General features: G+C 66.6%; 15 protein-coding genes. 10 read left to right on the top strand and 5 right to left on the bottom strand.

Features of this window, described 5'->3' with window-relative positions; genetic code table 11:
- Positions 1 to 832: AraC family transcriptional regulator (locus H582_RS28200; protein ID WP_084137397.1), on the bottom strand; the 832-nt coding region annotated here is incomplete at its 3' end.
- Positions 833 to 1,108: 276 nt separating this feature from the next.
- Between H582_RS28200 and melA the strand changes: the two genes are divergently transcribed.
- The 8 genes from melA (at position 1,109) to H582_RS0117085 (ending at position 7,334) form a co-directional block, all read left to right on the top strand.
- Positions 1,109 to 2,413, top strand: coding sequence for an alpha-glucosidase/alpha-galactosidase (gene melA, locus H582_RS0117050; RefSeq protein WP_043111524.1), 1,305 nt, complete (start codon positions 1,109 to 1,111; stop codon positions 2,411 to 2,413).
- A gap of 75 nt (positions 2,414 to 2,488) precedes the next feature.
- The gene (locus tag H582_RS0117055; protein ID WP_028599480.1) at positions 2,489 to 3,163 is read left to right on the top strand and encodes a response regulator transcription factor; all 675 of its coding nucleotides are present in this window, start codon (positions 2,489 to 2,491) and stop codon (positions 3,161 to 3,163) included.
- On the top strand, positions 3,160 to 4,335 hold the full coding sequence (locus H582_RS28205; protein WP_228551387.1) for a sensor histidine kinase: 1,176 nt from the start codon (positions 3,160 to 3,162) through the stop codon (positions 4,333 to 4,335). The genes H582_RS0117055 and H582_RS28205 overlap by 4 nt, the downstream gene beginning before the upstream one ends.
- Before the next feature lie 107 nt (positions 4,336 to 4,442).
- Entirely contained in the window at positions 4,443 to 5,252 is an 810-nt protein-coding gene (gene racE, locus H582_RS0117065) for a glutamate racemase (RefSeq protein ID WP_028599481.1), read from the top strand.
- 88 nt (positions 5,253 to 5,340) lie between these two features.
- Complete coding sequence (locus H582_RS28210) at positions 5,341 to 6,246, top strand: M14 family metallopeptidase (RefSeq protein ID WP_052333377.1); 906 nt, start codon at positions 5,341 to 5,343, stop codon at positions 6,244 to 6,246.
- Positions 6,247 to 6,429: 183 nt separating this feature from the next.
- Positions 6,430 to 6,669, top strand: a complete 240-nt coding sequence (locus tag H582_RS0117075) for a hypothetical protein (RefSeq protein ID WP_028599482.1) — start codon at positions 6,430 to 6,432, stop codon at positions 6,667 to 6,669.
- 100 nt (positions 6,670 to 6,769) lie between these two features.
- Positions 6,770 to 7,072, top strand: coding sequence for an iron-sulfur cluster assembly accessory protein (locus H582_RS0117080; RefSeq protein ID WP_028599483.1), 303 nt, complete (start codon positions 6,770 to 6,772; stop codon positions 7,070 to 7,072).
- Positions 7,062 to 7,334 (top strand): YuzB family protein, encoded by a 273-nt coding sequence (locus tag H582_RS0117085; protein WP_228551390.1) that lies wholly within the window; start codon positions 7,062 to 7,064, stop codon positions 7,332 to 7,334. The genes H582_RS0117080 and H582_RS0117085 overlap by 11 nt, the downstream gene beginning before the upstream one ends.
- A gap of 67 nt (positions 7,335 to 7,401) precedes the next feature.
- On the opposite strand, the gene H582_RS0117090 is transcribed toward H582_RS0117085, so the two are convergent.
- Complete coding sequence (locus tag H582_RS0117090) at positions 7,402 to 8,538, bottom strand: THUMP domain-containing class I SAM-dependent RNA methyltransferase (protein WP_028599485.1); 1,137 nt, start codon at positions 8,536 to 8,538, stop codon at positions 7,402 to 7,404.
- 116 nt (positions 8,539 to 8,654) lie between these two features.
- On the opposite strand from H582_RS0117090, the gene H582_RS0117095 reads away from it, so the two are divergent.
- Entirely contained in the window at positions 8,655 to 9,308 is a 654-nt protein-coding gene (locus H582_RS0117095; RefSeq protein ID WP_028599486.1) for an O-methyltransferase, read from the top strand.
- 3 nt (positions 9,309 to 9,311) lie between these two features.
- On the opposite strand, the gene H582_RS0117100 is transcribed toward H582_RS0117095, so the two are convergent.
- Complete coding sequence (locus H582_RS0117100; protein WP_028599487.1) at positions 9,312 to 10,379, bottom strand: LacI family DNA-binding transcriptional regulator; 1,068 nt, start codon at positions 10,377 to 10,379, stop codon at positions 9,312 to 9,314.
- Between the two features lie 106 nt (positions 10,380 to 10,485).
- Here H582_RS0117100 and H582_RS0117105 point away from each other — a divergent pair, with 106 nt between their 5' ends.
- Positions 10,486 to 13,620, top strand: coding sequence for an alpha-amylase family protein (locus H582_RS0117105; RefSeq protein WP_028599488.1), 3,135 nt, complete (start codon positions 10,486 to 10,488; stop codon positions 13,618 to 13,620).
- A 147-nt stretch (positions 13,621 to 13,767) separates the two neighbouring features.
- Here the strand turns inward: H582_RS0117105 and H582_RS0117110 are convergent, their stop codons facing one another.
- Positions 13,768 to 14,103, bottom strand: coding sequence for a helix-turn-helix domain-containing protein (locus H582_RS0117110; RefSeq protein ID WP_028599489.1), 336 nt, complete (start codon positions 14,101 to 14,103; stop codon positions 13,768 to 13,770).
- A 100-nt stretch (positions 14,104 to 14,203) separates the two neighbouring features.
- The gene (locus H582_RS28215; protein WP_052333380.1) at positions 14,204 to 17,662 is read right to left on the bottom strand and encodes a PAS domain S-box protein; all 3,459 of its coding nucleotides are present in this window, start codon (positions 17,660 to 17,662) and stop codon (positions 14,204 to 14,206) included.
- Between the last annotated feature and the right edge of the window lie 167 nt (positions 17,663 to 17,829).

Below are 17,829 nucleotides of genomic sequence, written 5' to 3' on the forward strand. Positions count from 1 at the left end.
AGCCGAAGCTGCGGCGGAAATGGCGGGAAAAATAGAGCGGGTCCGCATAGCCGCACGAAGAAGCGATCTGCTCGACCGACAAGTCGGTGGCGAGCAGGTCCTTGGCCCGGCTCATCCGCAGCTGGCCCAGATACTGCATCGGCGACAGGCCGGTGAACGCGCGGAACAGCTTGGACAGATGGGTGCGGTGGTAGCCGAGGCGGCGCGCCAGATCCTGGATCGAGACGGGCTCCGCATAATGCGTCTGCAGCCAGCGCACCGCCTGGTCGACTTGGCGGCGCGCCGCGTCGGAGGAGCGTGCCTGAGGCCGCGCGCGCTCCGGCTGGAGCCGAGCCAGCTCGCAGAGCAGCAGCCGCAGCCAGCCGCCTGCCTCCAGATCGGACAAGGCGGCGCTGCTGCCGCCGGCGAGCGCCTCGCGCAGCCGCCCGTACAGCCGGGAGGCGTCGCCGCAGCCGCGCCCGGCCAGCACCGGGCTCGACGGATCCAATCCCGCCGCCGCCAGCATCGGCAAGACCGCATAGCCGCGGAAAGCGACCCACTCGTACGTCCACGGCTCCTGCCCGTCCGCTTCGTAAAAGAACAGCTCGCCCGGAAAGATGACGAACGTATCGCCCGCTTCCAGCCGATGCTCCGCATCCCGCCAGCGGAACAGTCCGCGCCCGCTGGCGACCGTATGGACAAGCGCGTAATCGTGGATGCCGGGACCGTTCCGGTGGCCTGGCAGCGGACTGCCCTGGCCGCTGAACAGCACGTAGAGCTCCCCAGCCGAGGCCTCGCTTGGATTGTCCCACACTTGGAACGAGTAATGGTCGGGCTGTGCCGGCGTCTCCATCTTTGTCCCTCCGAATCCGGCCTCCCGGCCGAGCCTAGTTTCCTCTACCGTAGCCGAAAAGAAGACATCTGTCCATGGCTTCCCTTCATCCGGCCCTATGCTCCGCCCCGGCGATTCCGTAAGATCGAGTGGAGCGGCAAAGCGGATGCGCTTGCCCTGGAACGCGCTTTCACGAAGCGCAAATCCGGGCTCGGCCCGAAGCGGGCATCGCGGTGCCCGCAGGCGCCGGCCGCGAAGCCGCAGCAAGACAATCATGAAGGTCAGGGAGGCTGGATCATGAAAGGGAAAATCACGTTTCTAGGAGCGGGCAGCACGGTATTCGTCCGCAACGTGCTGGGCGATGCGATGCTGACGCCGGCGCTGCAGGAGTTCGAGCTGGCGCTGTTCGACATCGACGCGCAGCGGGTGAAGGAGTCGGAGCAGCTGCTCGGCGCGATCAAGCGGTCGAGCGGCAGCACCTGCGAGATCAAGGTGTACGCGGACCGCAAGGAAGCGCTGCGCGGCGCGAAGTACGTTATCAACGCGATCCAGGTGGGCGGATACGAGCCTTGCACGGTGACCGACTTCGAGATTCCGAAAAAGTACGGCCTGCGCCAGACGATCGCCGATACGATCGGCATCGGCGGCATTTTCCGCAGCCTGCGCACGATTCCGGTGCTGGAGGGCTTCGCGGCCGACATCCGCGAGGTGTGTCCGGACGCGCTCTTCCTCAACTATACGAACCCGATGGCCGTCCTGACGAACTACCTGAATACGTACGGCAACGTGCGGACGGTCGGGCTCTGCCACAGCGTGCAGGTGTGCGTGCCGCATCTGTTCCGCGACCTCGGCCTCGATCCGGCCGGCGTCAAGACGCGGATCGCGGGCATCAACCATATGGCGTGGCTGCTGGAGGCGACAAGGGACGGCGAGGATCTGTACCCGGAGATCAAGCGCCGCGCGGCCGAGAAGCAGAAAGAGAAGCACCACGACATGGTCCGCTACGAGCTGATGCTGAAATTCGGGCACTACGTGACCGAATCGTCGGAGCACAATGCGGAATACCATCCTTACTTCATCAAGAGCCGCTATCCCGAGCTCGTCGAAACATTCAACATTCCGCTCGACGAATACCCGCGCCGCTGCGTGGAGCAGATCGCGAACTGGAACCGCCAGCGCGACGAGCTGCTCGGAAGCGCGGGGCTCGAGCATGAGCGCTCGCATGAATACGCCTCCTACATCATGGAAGCGATCGAGACGGACGTGACGTTCAAGATCGGCGGCAACGTCATGAATACGCACGGACTCATCCCGAACCTGCCGCGGGAAGCGTGCGTCGAGGTGCCTTGCCTCGTCGACCGCGGCGGCATCCAGCCGTTGCAGGTCGAAGCGCTCCCGCCGCAGCTGGCCGCGCTCAACCGGACGAACATCAACACGCAGCTGCTGACGCTTGAAGCGGCCGTCACGCGCAAGCGCGAGCATATCTACCACGCGGCGATGCTCGATCCGCATACGTCGGCGGAGCTGTCGATGGACGACATCGTCTCGCTGTGCGATGATCTGATCGAGGCGCACGGAGACTGGCTGCCGGAGTACCGCTGATTCCGCGAGTCCAACTTCCGTTCACATTGGCGGGGTAGACTAGGGGCATCAGCGAGATAAAAAGGAGAATGCTGCATGCCCCATCTGCTCATCGTCGACGACGACCGCCATATCCGCGAGCTGGTCGTCCATTTCATGGCTAAGGAAGGCTTCGACACGACGGAGGCGGCCAGCGGGTCGGAGGCGCTGGCGCGGCTGGAGGATCGTCCGGCCGATCTCGTCATCCTCGATCTGATGATGCCGGGCATGGACGGCTGGGAGCTGTGCCGGCGGCTGCGCGAGGACAGCCGGGAGCTGCCGCTGCTCATGCTGACCGCCAAGGGCGAGACGATGCATAAGGTCAAAGGCTTCGAGCTCGGCACCGACGACTATGTCGTCAAGCCGTTCGATCCGCCGGAGCTCGTCGCCCGCGTCAAGGCGCTGCTCAAGCGCAGCCGGATCGCCTCCTCCAGGCAGGTCAAGGCGGGAGCCGTCACGCTCGACCGCGAGACGTACACCTGCCGGATCGGCGGCCGCGAGGACACGCTGCCGCGCAAGGAGTTCGAGCTGCTGTTCCGGCTCGCCAGCTATCCGGGACGCACGCTGCCTCGCGAGCAGCTGCTCGAGCAGATATGGGGCTACGACTACGAGGGCGACGAGCGCACGCTCGACACGCATATCAAGCGGCTGCGCGACCGGCTGGCGGACGGCTCGGGCGTCGAGATCCGCACGATCCGCGGCCTCGGCTACCGGCTGGAGGAGCGGCCGTGAGCGGACGGGAGCGCGGCGCCCCGGCGCGCGGCGGAGGCGCTGCATCCGGCATGGCCAGGCGGGGCTCGCCTGCCAGGCAGCCGGCAAGCTGGGGCATGCGGATCAAGCGGGCCGCTCTCGTCGCGGCTGTGCTGGCCTGGATCGCCCTTTGCTGGACCGCCTCGTTTTATGCCATCGACCTCTCCGGCTGGACGCCGCCGCCGCTGATCGCCCATCTGTCCGCGACAGCGGGAGGATTCCTGCTGTTCGGATTGTCGATGGCGATCGTCGGCCGCTTCATGCACGAGCGCAACATGGAGCTGTTCAAGGCGATCTTCGACGCCTTGAGCCGCATCGCCCGCGGCGACTTCACCGTCCAGGTCATCCTTCCCCGTCCGCATGACAGCGGCGACGAGTTCAGCCGGCTCGTCCAAGGGATCAACGACATGGCGGCCGATCTTGGCCGGATGGAGACGATGCGGCAGGACTTCATCTCCAACGTCTCGCATGAGATCCAGTCGCCGCTCACCTCGATCCGCGGCTTCGCCCGCGCGCTGCAGGACGAGCAGCTGCCGCAGGAGCAGCGGCGGCGCTATCTGGCGATCATCGAGGAGGAAAGCGAGCGCCTCTCGCGCCTGTCGGACAACATGCTGCGCCTGGCCTCGCTCGACTCCGAGCATCATCCGTTCCGCCCGGCGCGGCTTCGCCTCGACGCCCAGCTGCGCACGGCCGCGCTGTCGCTCGAGCCGCTCTGGAGCGCCAAGGAGCAGGAGCTGGAAGTCCAGGCCGGAGCGCTCGAGATCGAGGCGGACGAGGACCTGCTGCGCCAGGTATGGACGAATCTCATCCACAACGCGGTCAAGTTCTCGCCGGAGCGGGAGCGCATCTCGATCTCGCTCGTCCGCGAAGGCGACGAAGCGGTGGCGACGGTGTCCAACACGGGCGCGCCGATCCCGCCCGAGAGCCTGCCGCATTTGTTCGAGCGCTTCTACAAGGTCGACAAGTCGCGCACCCGCGAGGGCGGAGGCAGCGGCCTCGGGCTCGCGATCAGCCGCAAGATCGTGGAGCTGCACGGCGGCTCGATCGCGGCCGGCAGCGACGAGGAGGGCGGCACGGCGCTGACCGTGCGGCTGCCGGTCCGGCTGCCGCCGCGGGACGGCTCCTCCGCGCCGGATGGGCGTCCGCCTGCTTGAACCGACTCTAGCAATCCGCTAAGATGAAGGTACGTTCGGCAGCCCGGATTCATATGCTGTCTTAGCGAATAGCTGACGTCAATTCGTTCAAGGAAAGCGGTGTGTACGTGCAAAGACCGATAGCCATCCTAGATTCCGGAGTGGGAGGCCTGACTGTCGTGCGCGAGGTGATGCGGCAGCTGCCCCGCGAGAAGGTCATCTACTTCGGAGATACCGCACGGACGCCGTACGGACCGAGGCCAGCGGAGGAAGTGGTCCGGTTCACGGATGAACTCGTAACCTATCTGATGCAGTTCAAGCCTAAAATGATCATCATCGCCTGCAACACGGCGACGGCCGTCGCGCTGGAGCACATCCGCAGCCGCGTCGACGTCCCGGTCATCGGCGTCATCAATCCCGGCTCGCGGGCCGCGATCAAGAGCACGAAGTCCGGCATCGTCGGCATCATCGGCACGATCGGCACGGTTCGCAGCCAGGCGTACGAGGAAGCGCTCAAGCGCCTCAACCCGAACATCCATGTGGCCAGCCTCGCCTGCCCGCAGTTCGTTCCGCTCGTGGAGCAGGGCAATTTCCGCTCCGAGCAGACGTTCGAGACGATCCGCAGCTCGCTGGAGCCGCTCAAGGAGATCCCGCTCGACACGCTCATCCTCGGCTGCACCCACTACCCGTTCCTCGCCGACACGATCGGCGAGGTGATGGGGCCGGGCGTGAAGCTGATCAGCTCCGACAGCGAGACGGCGCGGGAGATGAGCGCGATCCTGCAGGAGACCGGCAAGCTCGCCTCCCAGCCGGAGCTGCCGGTGCATCAGTTCTTTTGCAGCGGCGATCCCCGCCTGTTCAAGCGCATCGCCCAGCAGTGGCTCGGCGAGCAGATCGAGCTGACGCCGGTCGTCTGGCAGATCCCGCAGATCGGCTGAGAGCTATCCCCGTCCGCGCAGCGGACGGGGATAGCTGCGTTTGCGGCCGCATATACATCTCTAATCGGATTCGGAGGAGGGGAGCGGCATGGCAAGGACCGGCAAGATCGTGCAGGCGCGGCCGTACGGCCCGGCGGAGCTGGACGAGGATCTGGCGGCGCTGCAGCTGCGCTATCCGGAGCTGCAGCGCCAGCCGGCGGGCGCGAGCGTCATGGGCAAGCGGCTGGAGCTGCTGCGGATCGGCCGCGGGAGCCGGCATGTGCATCTGAACGCTTCGTTCCATGCAAACGAATGGATCACCAGCCTGGCGCTCATGAGGTGGACCGAGGAGCTGCTCGAGCGGCGCGCCGCCGGCGTCGACCCGGCAGACGGGCTGTCGCTCTGGCTGCTGCCGATGGTCAACCCGGACGGCGTGGAGCTTGCGCTGCGCGGCGTGCCGGAAGGGCATCCGTACGGGCGCCAGCTGCTGGAGTGGAATAGAGGCAGCGCCGACTTCAGCGGCTGGAAGGCCAACATCCGCGGCGTCGACCTGAACGACCAGTTCCCGGCCCACTGGGACGAAGAGCGCAGGCGGCGGGGCATGGAGGGACCGGGACCGCGCGACTACCCGGGCGAAAGCCCGCTCAGCGAGCCCGAGGCGCGCGCGGCGGCGGCGCTGACGGAGCGGGAGTCGTTCGACGTCGTCGCCGCCTTGCATACGCAGGGCGAGGAGATCTACTGGAACTACAGGGGGCTGGAGCCGGCCTGCGCGAGGGGCATGGCCGAGCGGCTCGCCCGCGCTTCGGGCTATGCGGCCGTCGAGCTGGAGGGCAGCGACGCCGGCTACAAGGACTGGTTCATCCAGCGCTTCCGCCGGCCGGGCTTCACGATCGAGCTCGGCTGCGGCGCGAACCCGCTGCCGCTGGAGCAGCAGGACGACATTGTGGCGCGTCTGCGTCCTCTGCTGGAGGAGCTGCTGCGGCTGGCCCGCGAGGAGGATGGACCGGCGCGGTAGCGGAGAAAGGATCGCCGGGCGGTGGATAGCGGCATGCCGGACGGCTGGATGTCGGCTTCCGCCGCGGAACGGGAGAGCCTGCGGGCTCTCTTTTTTCCTTTCGCAACCTCGGGGAATCTCTATTCGTATAAGGGAAGGCCGGTTTAAAAGCCTGCTGCGCCGGCGAAGCTGAACCGAGGAGGAATGACGATGCGCAAGCTGCTCTCGCTTCGCCATTGGAAGCATGTATTCGCCCGGATCTTCCGGATCCTGCGCTCGCGGGACGTGAAGCCCGTCCACAAGCTGCTGTTCCTGGTGCCGGTCGCGCTGTACTGGGTGCTGCCCGACGTCATGCCGTTCATGCCGATCGACGACATCGCCGTCACGATGCTGGCCGCCGAGGGCTTCACCCGCTGGATGGAGGGCAAGTATCCGGCGGGTTGAAGTTTCGACGGGCTTTCTATAAAATGATAGAGACGAAAATCGACGAGATTCCCCCGCCCGGCAGGCGGATGGATGACATAGACCCAAGGAGGATATCCCGATGAACTGCAAGATCACCCGCAACGCCGCCAAGATCCTCAAGGCGGAGCTGGACAAGCCCGAGCACGAAGGAAAGTTCCTGCGCGTCTACATTACGCATGCGCACGGCGACCACGCGCATTACGGCCTCGGCATCGACGAGCGCAGCGACAAGGACGAGCTCGTCTCCACCGACAAGGAGATCGACGTGCTGCTCGAAAAAGGCGTCGACCTGCTCGACGGCGTGAAGGTCGACTACCTGTATTCTCCGGAGGAGGGCTTCGTCGTGACGAACCCTGCCAAGGGCAATCACGGTGACCACTGAGACGCTGGAAGCTCCTCTCGGGACGGAAGAGCCGACCTCGCTGAACGACATCCGCATCTGCGACAAATGCAAGTTCACCCGCGTCAAGACGCTGCTGCCCAAGCTGCAGAAGCTGGACCCGGAGGCGGACATCAAGGTCGGCTGCAAGTCGTACTGCGGCCCTTGCGGCAAGCGGGCGTTCGTCTTTGTCAACGGCCGCTACGTGACCGCCCCGACCGAGGACGAGGTGCTGGAGAAGGTCAAGCCTCATATCAAAAAATAAAACCGGCGCCGCCGGCGGGACGCTTCAGGTCCTGCCGGCGGGAGCCGGTTTTTTTGGGGATCGGGGTCTAGCCGCGCGGAGGCAGCGGGCCGAGGTACTGGTACAGCTGGCATTCGATGCGGCCGTTGAACAGCTTGCGCTTCTTGTCCGCCGAGCGGCCGTAGCTCTGCTCGAACGTCTTGGACGGGCTGAGGGCGAAGACGGACCAGTCCTTCTTGACGGCGTCGATGAAGCCGAGCTGCCGGATGACCTTGTCCGCTTCCTTCTCGGTGCCGAGCCGCTCGCCGTAAGGCGGGTTCGTAATGATGCACCCGTACTTGCCGGCCGGCTGCACGCGCGCGATCGGCAGCGTCTGCAGCTTGATGTCGCGGGCGAAGCCGGCCTTGCGCACGGCCGCCTCGGCGACCTCGATCGCCTCCGGGTCGATGTCGGAGCCGGCGATCTCGAGCGGGACGTCGTCGCGGACGGCGTCCATCGCCTCCTCGCGGGCGAGCTCCCAGCGGCGCTGGCCCATGATGTCCCAGCTGCTGCTGTTGAACTCGCGGCGCAGGCCGGGGGCGACGTTCCAGCCGATCATCGCCGCCTCGATCAGGATCGTGCCGGAGCCGCAGAACGGATCGTACAGCGGCCGCGACGGATTCCAGCGGCTGAGCAGCACCATCGCCGCGGCCATCGTCTCCTTGAGCGGAGCCTCGGTCACGAGCTTGCGGTAGCCGCGCTTGTGCAGGCTCGCTCCGGTCGTGTCGAGCGTGATGAGCGCGACGTCGTTCAGCAGGCTCACCTCGATGACGTAGCGGTCGCCGTCCTCGGAGAACCACTCGGTTCCGTAGCTGTCCTTCATGCGCTCGACGACCGCCTTTTTGACGATCGACTGGCAGGCGGGCACGCTCGACAGCTGCGATTTTTGGGAGCGGCCGTTCACCGGGAATTCTCCGTTCTCCGGAATCCAGTCCGGCCAGTCGATGGCGCGCACGCCCTCGAACAGCTCCTCGAAGGTGAGGGCGGGGAACTCGGCCATCTTGACGAGGACGCGGTCGGACGTGCGCAGCCACAGGTTCGCGCGCGCGATGTCCTCCAGGCCGCCTTTGAAGGTGACGCGTCCGTTTTCGGTCTTCGCCTCGCTGTAGCCGAGGTCCTTGAGCTCCCGGGCGACGACCGCCTCGAGGCCCATGGGAGAGGTTGCGATCAGTTCAAGCTGTTGCATCGGTTTGCGTTCACTCCATATCCGGCCGGGGCGTTTGTGTCTCCCGGCCTGTCATCATACAATCAAGTATAGGCGATCGTACCGATCCAGCACAACGAGGAAGGCAGGAACGAACCATGAAAGAACGTTTGCTTGGACCCGAAGAGATGGAGCGCTACATCGAGGAGCTGTTCCCCCCCGATCCCGATCTGCGCCGGGTGCTGGAGGGCATCCGCGAGCGCGGCATGCCGGAGATCTCCGTGCCGACCGGCTATGGCCGGCTGCTGACGCTGCTCGTAGCGATGAGCGGAGCGAGCCAGGTGCTGGAGATCGGCGCCCTCGGCGGCTACAGCGGCATCTGCCTGGCGCGCGGGCTCGCTCCGGACGGCAGGCTGACCTCGCTGGAGCTGCTCTCGGAATATGCGGAGCTGGCGGCAGCGCATCTGGAGGCGGCCGGCTTCGGCGGCCGGACGGAATACCGGGTCGGCGACGCGGGAGACAGCCTCGAGGCGCTGAAGGCGGAGGGCCGGCGCTTCGGCTTCTTTTTCATCGATGCGGACAAAGGCGGCTACCCGCGCTATCTGGACGCCGCGATCGAGCTGGCGGAGCCGGGCGCGGTCATCGTGGCCGACAACACGCTGCTGCGCGGCCGCGTCGCCGATCCGGCGCGCACCGGCCCGTCCGTGCTCGCAATGCGGGAGTTCAACCGCCGCCTCGCGGAGGACCCGCGGCTAGCGGGCACGCTGCTGCCCGCCTATGACGGGCTGGCCGTTATGCGCGTGAAAGGCTGACGGTCAGGTGCTCGCGCGCAGGACGAGCTCCGGCACGAGCCCGACGCGCTCGACCGGCGCGGACGGTCGCGCGATGCGGCGCTCGAGCGCCTCGACGGCGCGCTGGCCGAGCTGCTCCTTGCCGAGGTCCATCGTCGTCAGCGGCGGACGCGTCCAGGCCGAGCCTTCGATGTTGTCGATGCCGGCGACGCGGCAGCGGCCGGGGACGTCGACGCCGCGCTGCAGCAGCAGCTTGAGCAGCTCGGCGGCGATGTCGTCGTTGGCGCAGACGAACGCGTCGGGCAGCTCGTCCGGGCGTGTCCGCGAGAGCCGCGCCTGCAGCGTGTCGATCCATTCGCGCGAATAAGGGATCGTCCAGCGGCGCAGCTCGCCGTCTTTGCGCTGGGCGAACGTCTGCTCCAGCGCCGAACGGCACCCGAGCCAGCGCTCGCGGAAGCTGACGGAAAACCGGTCGCTCCCGACGAAGACGAAGCTGCGGCAGCCGCGGTCGAGCAGCAGGCCGCTGATCATGCGCGCCGCCGCGATGTTGTCGTTGGCGACGCTGTCGAGTCCGGAGAACGGCTCCTGATGGTCGACGAGCACGACCGGGAGGGCCGTGCGCTTCATGGCGGCGAGCTGCTTCAGCGGAAACGAGCCGACCGCGAGGCCGCCTACGCAGCGCGTCCGGTCGAGGTAAGGCGGCAGGATGTCGGAGACATGCCCGTCGTCAAAGGGAGCGAGCACGACGGCGCCCCACCCGTGCAGGCGGCATGCCTCCTGGATGCCGCCGAGCACGCGCTGCCAGTACATCGGCTCCTCCTGATGGATGCGGGACATCCAGACGACGATGTAGCGGCCGTCGGCATCGCCGGCGGCCGACGGCCGGGCGAGAGCCGAGTCGTAGACGGCGGCCCCGAGCGGGGGGCGGGACGAAGGCGCCTCGTAGCCCATCGCGCGGGCCGTCTCCATGACCCGCTGGCGGGTCGCCTCGCTGACGCCGCCTTTGCCGGCGAGCGCCTGGGAGACCGTATATTTGGATACATGCAGCCGATCGGCGATCTGCTGCATCGTCACTTTTCCTCCTCTTGACATCGCATCATGCACCCTCTAAAGTTTGGTTGAAATTCGGATGCTTTTAGCCTAACAAACCTAACGATTTCAAGCAAGCCAAACTTTTGCATAGAGAGGAAGTTGGTTCATGGCGACATGGCTGGCATTTTACGATGGAGGCTTTCCATTCCCCGGGGTTCGCCCCGAGCCGGAGCAGCTCGCGGCGCTGAGCGGTTCCGTCGCGACGGCGGAGGAGCTGGCGGCGCGGCTCGAGACGGAGCGCCCGGAGGCGCTGCTGCTGCTGCACGGGCCTTATTTCCCCAAGGCGGCGTGGCCGGCGATTCTGGGCCATCTGCAGCGCGGCGGCGGCCTCGTGACGATCGGCGGCATTCCGCTGCGCGTTCCGGTCGCGGCGACGGATAGCGGCTGGAAGGAAGAGCTGGAGCAGACGAACTACCATCAGGCGATCGGCATCCACGAAGCGCTGCGCGCAGACGTCTCCAAGGTCGTCCGCTGGAAGGCGTCTTCCGCGATTCCGCTGCTGGACGGCGCGGAGGAGCTGTTCGACGGGGCGCCGACCTACGGCCTGGCGCTGCATGTGACGCGCTCGCATGACCATCCGGGCGAGAACGGCTCGGGAGGCCCGATGGACGCCCACATCTACCCGCTGCTAACGGGCGAGGACAAGGACGGCCGCGAGCGCTGCGCGCCGGTCGTGCTGCTGGAAAATACGAAGGGCGACTTTGCCGGCGGCCGCTGGATCTTCGCCTGCCGCGAGGCCGGGGCAAGGTTCTGGGCGGAGGGAAGGGGCGCCGAGGCGCTTGCCGCCTGGGGCGACTATGCCGCGCGCGGCGTGACGGAGTGGTGGCTCAAGCCCAACTACGCCTGCTACGAGCCGGGCGAGAAGCCGGTGCTGACGTTCCAGCGCCAGCGCCTGAACGAGCGCGCCGACGGCGCGTGGCGCGTCCGCTACGAGGTGAGCCGCGAGCGCGGCGGCGCGCGCGAGGTCGTGGCTGGAGGCGAGCTCGAGCTTGCCTCGGGCGCGCTGGCCGACTATGAGCGCGTCGCGCTGCCGATCGCGGCGGAGCCGGGCTACTACCGGATCGACGCCGAGCTGACGGCGGCGGGCAGCGGCGAGAAGCGCCGCCTCGTGCAAGGCTTCTGGGGCCGCGACGAGACGCTGCTGCGCGAGGGCGGGATGCTCCAGGCGGGCCGCGATTATTTCGTCAAGGAAGGACGCCCGCTGCCGATCGTCGGCATGACGTACATGACGAGCGACGTCGCGCGCAAGTACCTGCATCTGCCGAACGCGGCCGTCTGGGACCGCGACATGGAGCAGATGGCGCGGGCGGGCATCAACCTGATCCGCACCGGCCTCTGGACGGCGCTGCGCAAGATGGCGTTCGTCGACGGCCATGTGAGCGAGGAGATGCTGCGCGCGGTCGACGCGCTCATCCTGACGGCGAAGCGCCACGGCCTCGAGCTCGTGTTCAATTTCTTCGCGTTCACGCCGGAGCTGTGGGAAGGGGAGAACCCGTACCTCGACCCGCGCAGCGTCGAGGCGCAGAAGCGCTTCCTGACGGCGATCGTCTCCCGGCACAAGGACAGCGCGCATGTGCACTGGGACCTCATCAACGAGCCGACGATGTTCAACCCGGCGAAGCTGTGGAACGCGGCGAGCACGCTGCGCGACCGCTTCGAGGTCGCCGCGTACCGGCAGTGGCTGCAGGAGCGGCACGGCGACATCGGGACGCTGCAGGAGCGCTGGAACATGTCGCCGCTCGACCTGCCGTCGTTCGAGAGCATCCTGCCTCCGCTGCCGCAGGACATCGGCTTCTCCACGACGGAGCTGGTCGAGAAGCGCAGCGGCCAGTGGCTCGACTACCTGCTGTTCTCGCAGGATATGCACAACCGCTGGGCGTCGGAGCTGCGGGCGGCGATCCAGGCGGTGCAGCCGAAGCAGCTCGTGACGGTCGGCCAGGACGAGGGCCTGCAGGCGCAGCGTCCGTCCCCGCTGTTCTACGAGCAGGCGGTCGACTACACGACGGTCCACTCCTGGTGGAAGAACGACCAGCTCGTGCTGGACGGCGTCTTCGCCAAGACGCCGAACAAGCCGAATGTCATCCAGGAGACGGGCATCATGTACGTCGAGACGCCGGACGGCTTCGCCAAGCGCACGGAGGAGGAGCTGCACGCGATCCTCGAGCGCAAGTACGCCTACGCGTTCTCGACGGGCGGAGCGGGCGCGGTGCAGTGGATCTGGAACATCAACTTCTATATGCACAACGTGAACGAGTCCCATATCGGGGCGCTGCGCGCCGACGGCACGGAGAAGCCGGAGGCGGACGTCTCGTACGACTTCGGACGCTTCATCCGCGAATGCGGGCATCTGTTCGAGGACCGCAAGCTGGAGGAGGTCGCCGTCGTCTATCCGTACAGCAGCGATTTCTCGAACCGCTCCAGCGTCGAGGAAAGCACGTCCCGCCTGGCGCGCTCGCTTGCGCATCGGATGAACGTGCCGTTCCGCTCGCTCGGCGAGTACGGGCTCGACATTTTGAGCCATCCGTCGTACGAATCGCCGAAGCTGATCCTGCTGCCGTCCGCGCATGCGCTGAGCGACGAGGCGTTCGCGGCGCTGACGGACTGGGCGGAGCGGACCGGCGGCACGCTGCTCGTCACCGGCCCGCTGTCGCTGGACGCGTACTGGCGCCCGACGGCCCGCGCGCGCGGACTGATCGGAGCGACGGCTGTCGGCAACGTCCGCCGCGAGGAGGCGCTCGAGCTGGACGGCGAGCTGCTGCCGGTCGGCTTTGGCGGGGAGGGCATCGCGCGGCTGAGCAAGGAGTCGCCGCTCGGCGAGGACGGCCGTCCGGCCGCCGCGGCCAAGCTGCATGACATCGCGCTTGGCCAGGGCCGCCTGCTCTGGTGCCCGCTGCCGCTCGAGCTGGCCGAGAGCTGGATGCCGCTCGAGGCGGTATACGACATCGCGCTGGAGGCAGCCGGCGTGGAGCAGGAGCTGCTCTGGGAGCAGGGCGGCGAGCTGGCCGGCGTCTACGGCCGCAAGCTGCAGTTCAAGGACGGAGCCGTCTTCATCTTCGTCTCCGAATACGCGCTGGACGCGGACATCCGCGTCGTCGATCCGGCGACCGGCACGTCGTATGCGTTCACCCTCGAAGCCGAGCGCTCCGTGCTGTTCGCCGCCGCCAAGGACGGCTCGCTCGTGAGCGTCTACCGTCCGGACGAGGTGCAGGTGCAGGCGCGCGCCGCGGTTTCCCGGGGCTGAGGCGTCTCTCGCAGATGAGGGCCTCTGCCAGGGGCTAGGGGAGCGGCGGCGTTCGTTGGGCGGGGCAGCCCGCCGGCGTGCGCAGCCGGCATCAAAAAGGGGGCAGCCCCGCGGTCCGAATCGGACCGCGGGGCTGCCCCCTTTTGATTACTCTTTTTCCTTGAAATCCACGATCGGGCGGATCACCTGGGAGATGAGCCGGATCTTCTCGGGCGAGCAGCCCTCCAGCATCTCCATGATCTCGCCTCGCAAGAAGTCCTGGGAGGAGCGGTTCGCGCCGCTCAGCAAGTATTCCGGCGTCTCCTCGAGGACGACGCACAGCTCGGACAGCCGGTCGAGATTGATCGGCGTCCGGCCTCGCTCGATCTTGCTGATGTAGGCGTTGGACACGTCGAGCTGCTCGGCCAGCGCTTCCTGGGTCAAGCCCTTTTCCTCGCGAGCCCTGCGGATCCGCTTGCCGATTACGGAGTAGTCATAAGCCATGTCTTCGATCACCCTAATCCAAACTATAGCAACGTTGAACGCCGCCTTACATGGATCGGGATTCCAATTGAACCTATCGTTCCATTCTTGCGAGCCGAGCTCAGCTCCGCGCGCGCTCCGCGCCGTAGCCGCCGGAGACGAGCGTGCCGAGCACGCGGGCGACCTCCGAAGCGAACACCGGCTTGCCGATGAAGTCCTTCATGCCGGACTCAAGGCATTTGTCGCGGTCGGCCTGGCGGACGAACGCCGTCACCGCCACGATCGCCGGCTGAAGCTCCGCCGGGATGCGGGCATGGATCGCCCGGGTCGCCTCCAGTCCGTCCATGACCGGCATCTGCAGGTCCATGAAGACGATGTCGTAGCGCCCCCGCTCCAGCGCGTGGACGGCTTCCTGGCCGCTCTCGGCGCTGTCGGTCGAGCAGCCCATCTTGCCGAGCAGGGCGTTCAGCAGCATGCGGTTGACCTGATTGTCGTCGACGACGAGCGCCCGGACGCCGCTGAAGCGGGCGGAGGCCGCCGGCTCGACCGCATCGAGCCGGCCCTCGTGGGAAGGCCGGGACTGCCGGAGCCCCTCGTCCTCCTCGACCTCCAGGCGGATCAGCACGCGGAAGGTCGAGCCTTCGCCCGGCATGCTCTCCACGGCGATCGAGCCGTCCATCAGCTCGACGAGGCGACGGCTGATGGCGAGGCCGAGCCCGGTGCCTCCATACTTGCGGTTGAGGCCGGGATGCAGCTGCGAGAACGATTGGAACAGCAGGTTCTGCTTGTCCAGCGGGATGCCGATGCCGGTATCCTGCACCGCCAGCTCCAGCAGGGCGGCGCTGCGGTCGCGGCCGAGCAGCCGCGCGGACAGGCACACCCGCCCCTCTTCGGTGAACTTGACGGCATTGCCGACAAGGTTGACCAGCACCTGCCGGATGCGCCCCGCATCGCCAAGCAGCGCGGCCGGGATCGAATCGTCCAGCCGCAGCTCCAGCCGGAGCTGCTTTTCCGAGGCGACGGCGCGGAACAGATCCGCCACCTCTGCGGCCAGCTTCGGCATGGAGAAGCGCTCCTTTTCGAGCACCATCTTGCCGGCCTCGATCTTGCTGAAGTCGAGAATCTCGTTGAGCAGGCGCAGCAGCGACTCGCCGCTCTGGATGATCATGTCGGCGTAGCTCTGCTGCTCCTCGTCGAGCTCCGTCCCCGCGAGCAGGTCGGCCATGCCGAGGATGCCGTTCATCGGCGTGCGCAGCTCATGGCTCATGATGGCGAGGAACTCCGACTTGGCGCGGTCCGCCTCTTCGGCGGATTCCTTGGCGCGGATGATCTCCTTCTCGTTGGTCATGTCCTGGAAGACGAGCACGGCGCCGCGATGCTCGCCCCGGTCGAAGATCGGCGTGACGCGGAACTCCGCGAGGAAGCTGGAGCCGTCCTTGCGCCAGAGCACCGCCTCCGGGCTATGGTAGGAGCGGCCCTCGCGCAGCGCCTGATGGATCGGCGACTCGTGGCGCTTGTAGGGCGTTCCGTCGGCCCGCGTCTGCTCGATCATGTCCAGATAGGAGCCGCCGCTCGACTCGGCGGCCGTCAGGCCGAGCATCGCCATCGCCGCCGGGTTGACGAACATCGCCCGCCCTTCGTTGTCCAGCCCGAGGATGCCCTCGGACACGGCGTTGAGGATGAGGGTGTACTGATAGCCGAGCTTTTCGATCTGCTCGACGTAGCGCGCCCGCTCCGAGATGTCGCTGGAGATGCCGTATACGCCGACGACCTCGTCGTCCACGATGATCGGGATGTTGATCGTATTGATCAGCAGCTCGTGGCCTTGCTTGTGGCGGATCTTGAGATCGTACGACTGCGGATGGCCCTGGCAGGCGAGCTGGAAATGATGAAGCGTCTTCTCGGTATATTCCTCGGTCACGATCGGTCCCCAGTACATGCCGATCAGCTCGTCGAGCTTGTATCCCGTCAGCCGCTCGAGATGCTCGTTGGCCGTCAAATAGTCGCCCTGCAGGTTCATCGAGTAGACCGCCTGCGGGCTATGCTCGAACAGCGACTTGTAGCGCTGCTCGCTCTCCTGCAGCTTGTGGCTGGCGAGGATGCGCTCGGAGATGTCCCGCGAGACGGCGACGATCTCGAGCGGCCGGCCTTTGCCGTCGCGGATGCAGCTGCAGGTGACCTCGAGCCAGACGTAGGAGCCGTCCTTGCGGAGAAAGCGGTATTCGACCGTCTGCGAGCTGTCGGCCTGCAGCTGCTGCTCGATATAGCCCTGCACCCGCTGCAGGTCGTCCGGATGCACGTACGGAAGGACGGTCCGCCCGAGCAGCTCCTCGGCCTTGTAGCCGAGCAGCTTCTCGACCGAAGGGGAGAGAAAGGTGAACTCGACCTGCCGATCGCCTTTGTGGCGCGTGATCAGATCGGGCGAGGTTTCCGTAATCAGGCGGTAGTTGCGCTCGCTCTCGAGCAGCTGGCGCTGCAGCTGGCGCTGCTCGGTGACGTCGCGCACGATGCCGGTGAACCGGTAGGGCTTGCCCTGCTCGTTCAGCCGCGGCTCGCAGCGGACCTGGATCGTCTTGGACGAGCCGTCGGGAAGGTCGAGCGCGTACTCCCACACCTTTTCGCCGGGAGGGTTGTCCTTGCCGAGGCGGAGGAACTCCTTCATGCTGCGGTCGACCGGCCCGTCGTCGAGGTTCAGCGAGTCGACGAGGGCGTCCACGGGCGCCGCTTCTGCAGGCAGCAGATAGGCGAACATGCGCCGGGCATCCTCGGAGAAGGTGATGAGGCCGCGCTCGATGTCCCACTCCCAGGCGCCGATCTTGGCGATGCGATGGACGGCGGCGAGCATGTCCTCGTATTTTTTCATGCCGGTGACGTCGCGTCCGAACGTAAGCACCCGCTTGCGGCCGTTCTGGAGCCGGATCTCTCGGGAATAGGTCTCCATCCAGATGAAGCGTCCGTCCTTGTGGCGGACGCGGCGCACGAAGTTCCGGCCGGTGTCGTACATCCGCTCCGGAGTCATCTCGCGCGCCTCCTGCTCATGGTAGAACTCTCGCCGGTTGCGCCCGATCATCTCGCTCACGTCGTAGCCGAGAATCTCCTTGATGGAGGGCGCGCAATAAAGGATCGTCCCCTCGGGCGTGCTGCAGGTGATGAGATCGAGCGTATGGTCGGCGATCAGCTCGGCGATGTTGTCCTCGACGAGCGGCTCGTCCGCGGCCGGGCTTGATTCCAGGATATAGACGCCGATGCAGGGACTTCCCCCTGCGGAAGCGTCCGCGAAGGCGGCCCGGACCGGAAGGGAGCCGGAGCGCGCCGTCAGCAGCATCGCGCGGCGCTCGCCGGACGCCCCGCCAAGGACGCCCTCGGCGACGTCTCGGAGCGTGCCGGTCTCCAGCTTCAGCAGCTGCTCGGGGCCGGGCGGAGCCGGGCGGTTCGGCTCTTGTCCGTATCCGGCCAGCCGAAGGAATGCGGCATTCATGCCGGCCCATTCCATCGCATGCGGATCGAGCAGAGCGACGGCAAACGGCGACTGCTCCAGCGCCGAGGCGGCCAGATCGTGGCGAACGGGATATAGAGTCATAGTTCAGCGGTCTCCTTCGCGTATTGACGGCCTAGGGCGCAGCTGCAAACCCGCCCTGACGGAGCATTTGCCCAGGCCGTAAGGCGCCTTTTGCTCATTACCCTAGTATAATCTTTTTGATCGGGGGTTGAAACTCGTTTGTCATAGGATTGTCATAGCCTCCGCGG

The sequence above is a fragment of the Paenibacillus pasadenensis DSM 19293 genome (assembly GCF_000422485.1).
GTDB classification, from domain to species: domain Bacteria; phylum Bacillota; class Bacilli; order Paenibacillales; family Paenibacillaceae; genus Paenibacillus_O; species Paenibacillus_O pasadenensis.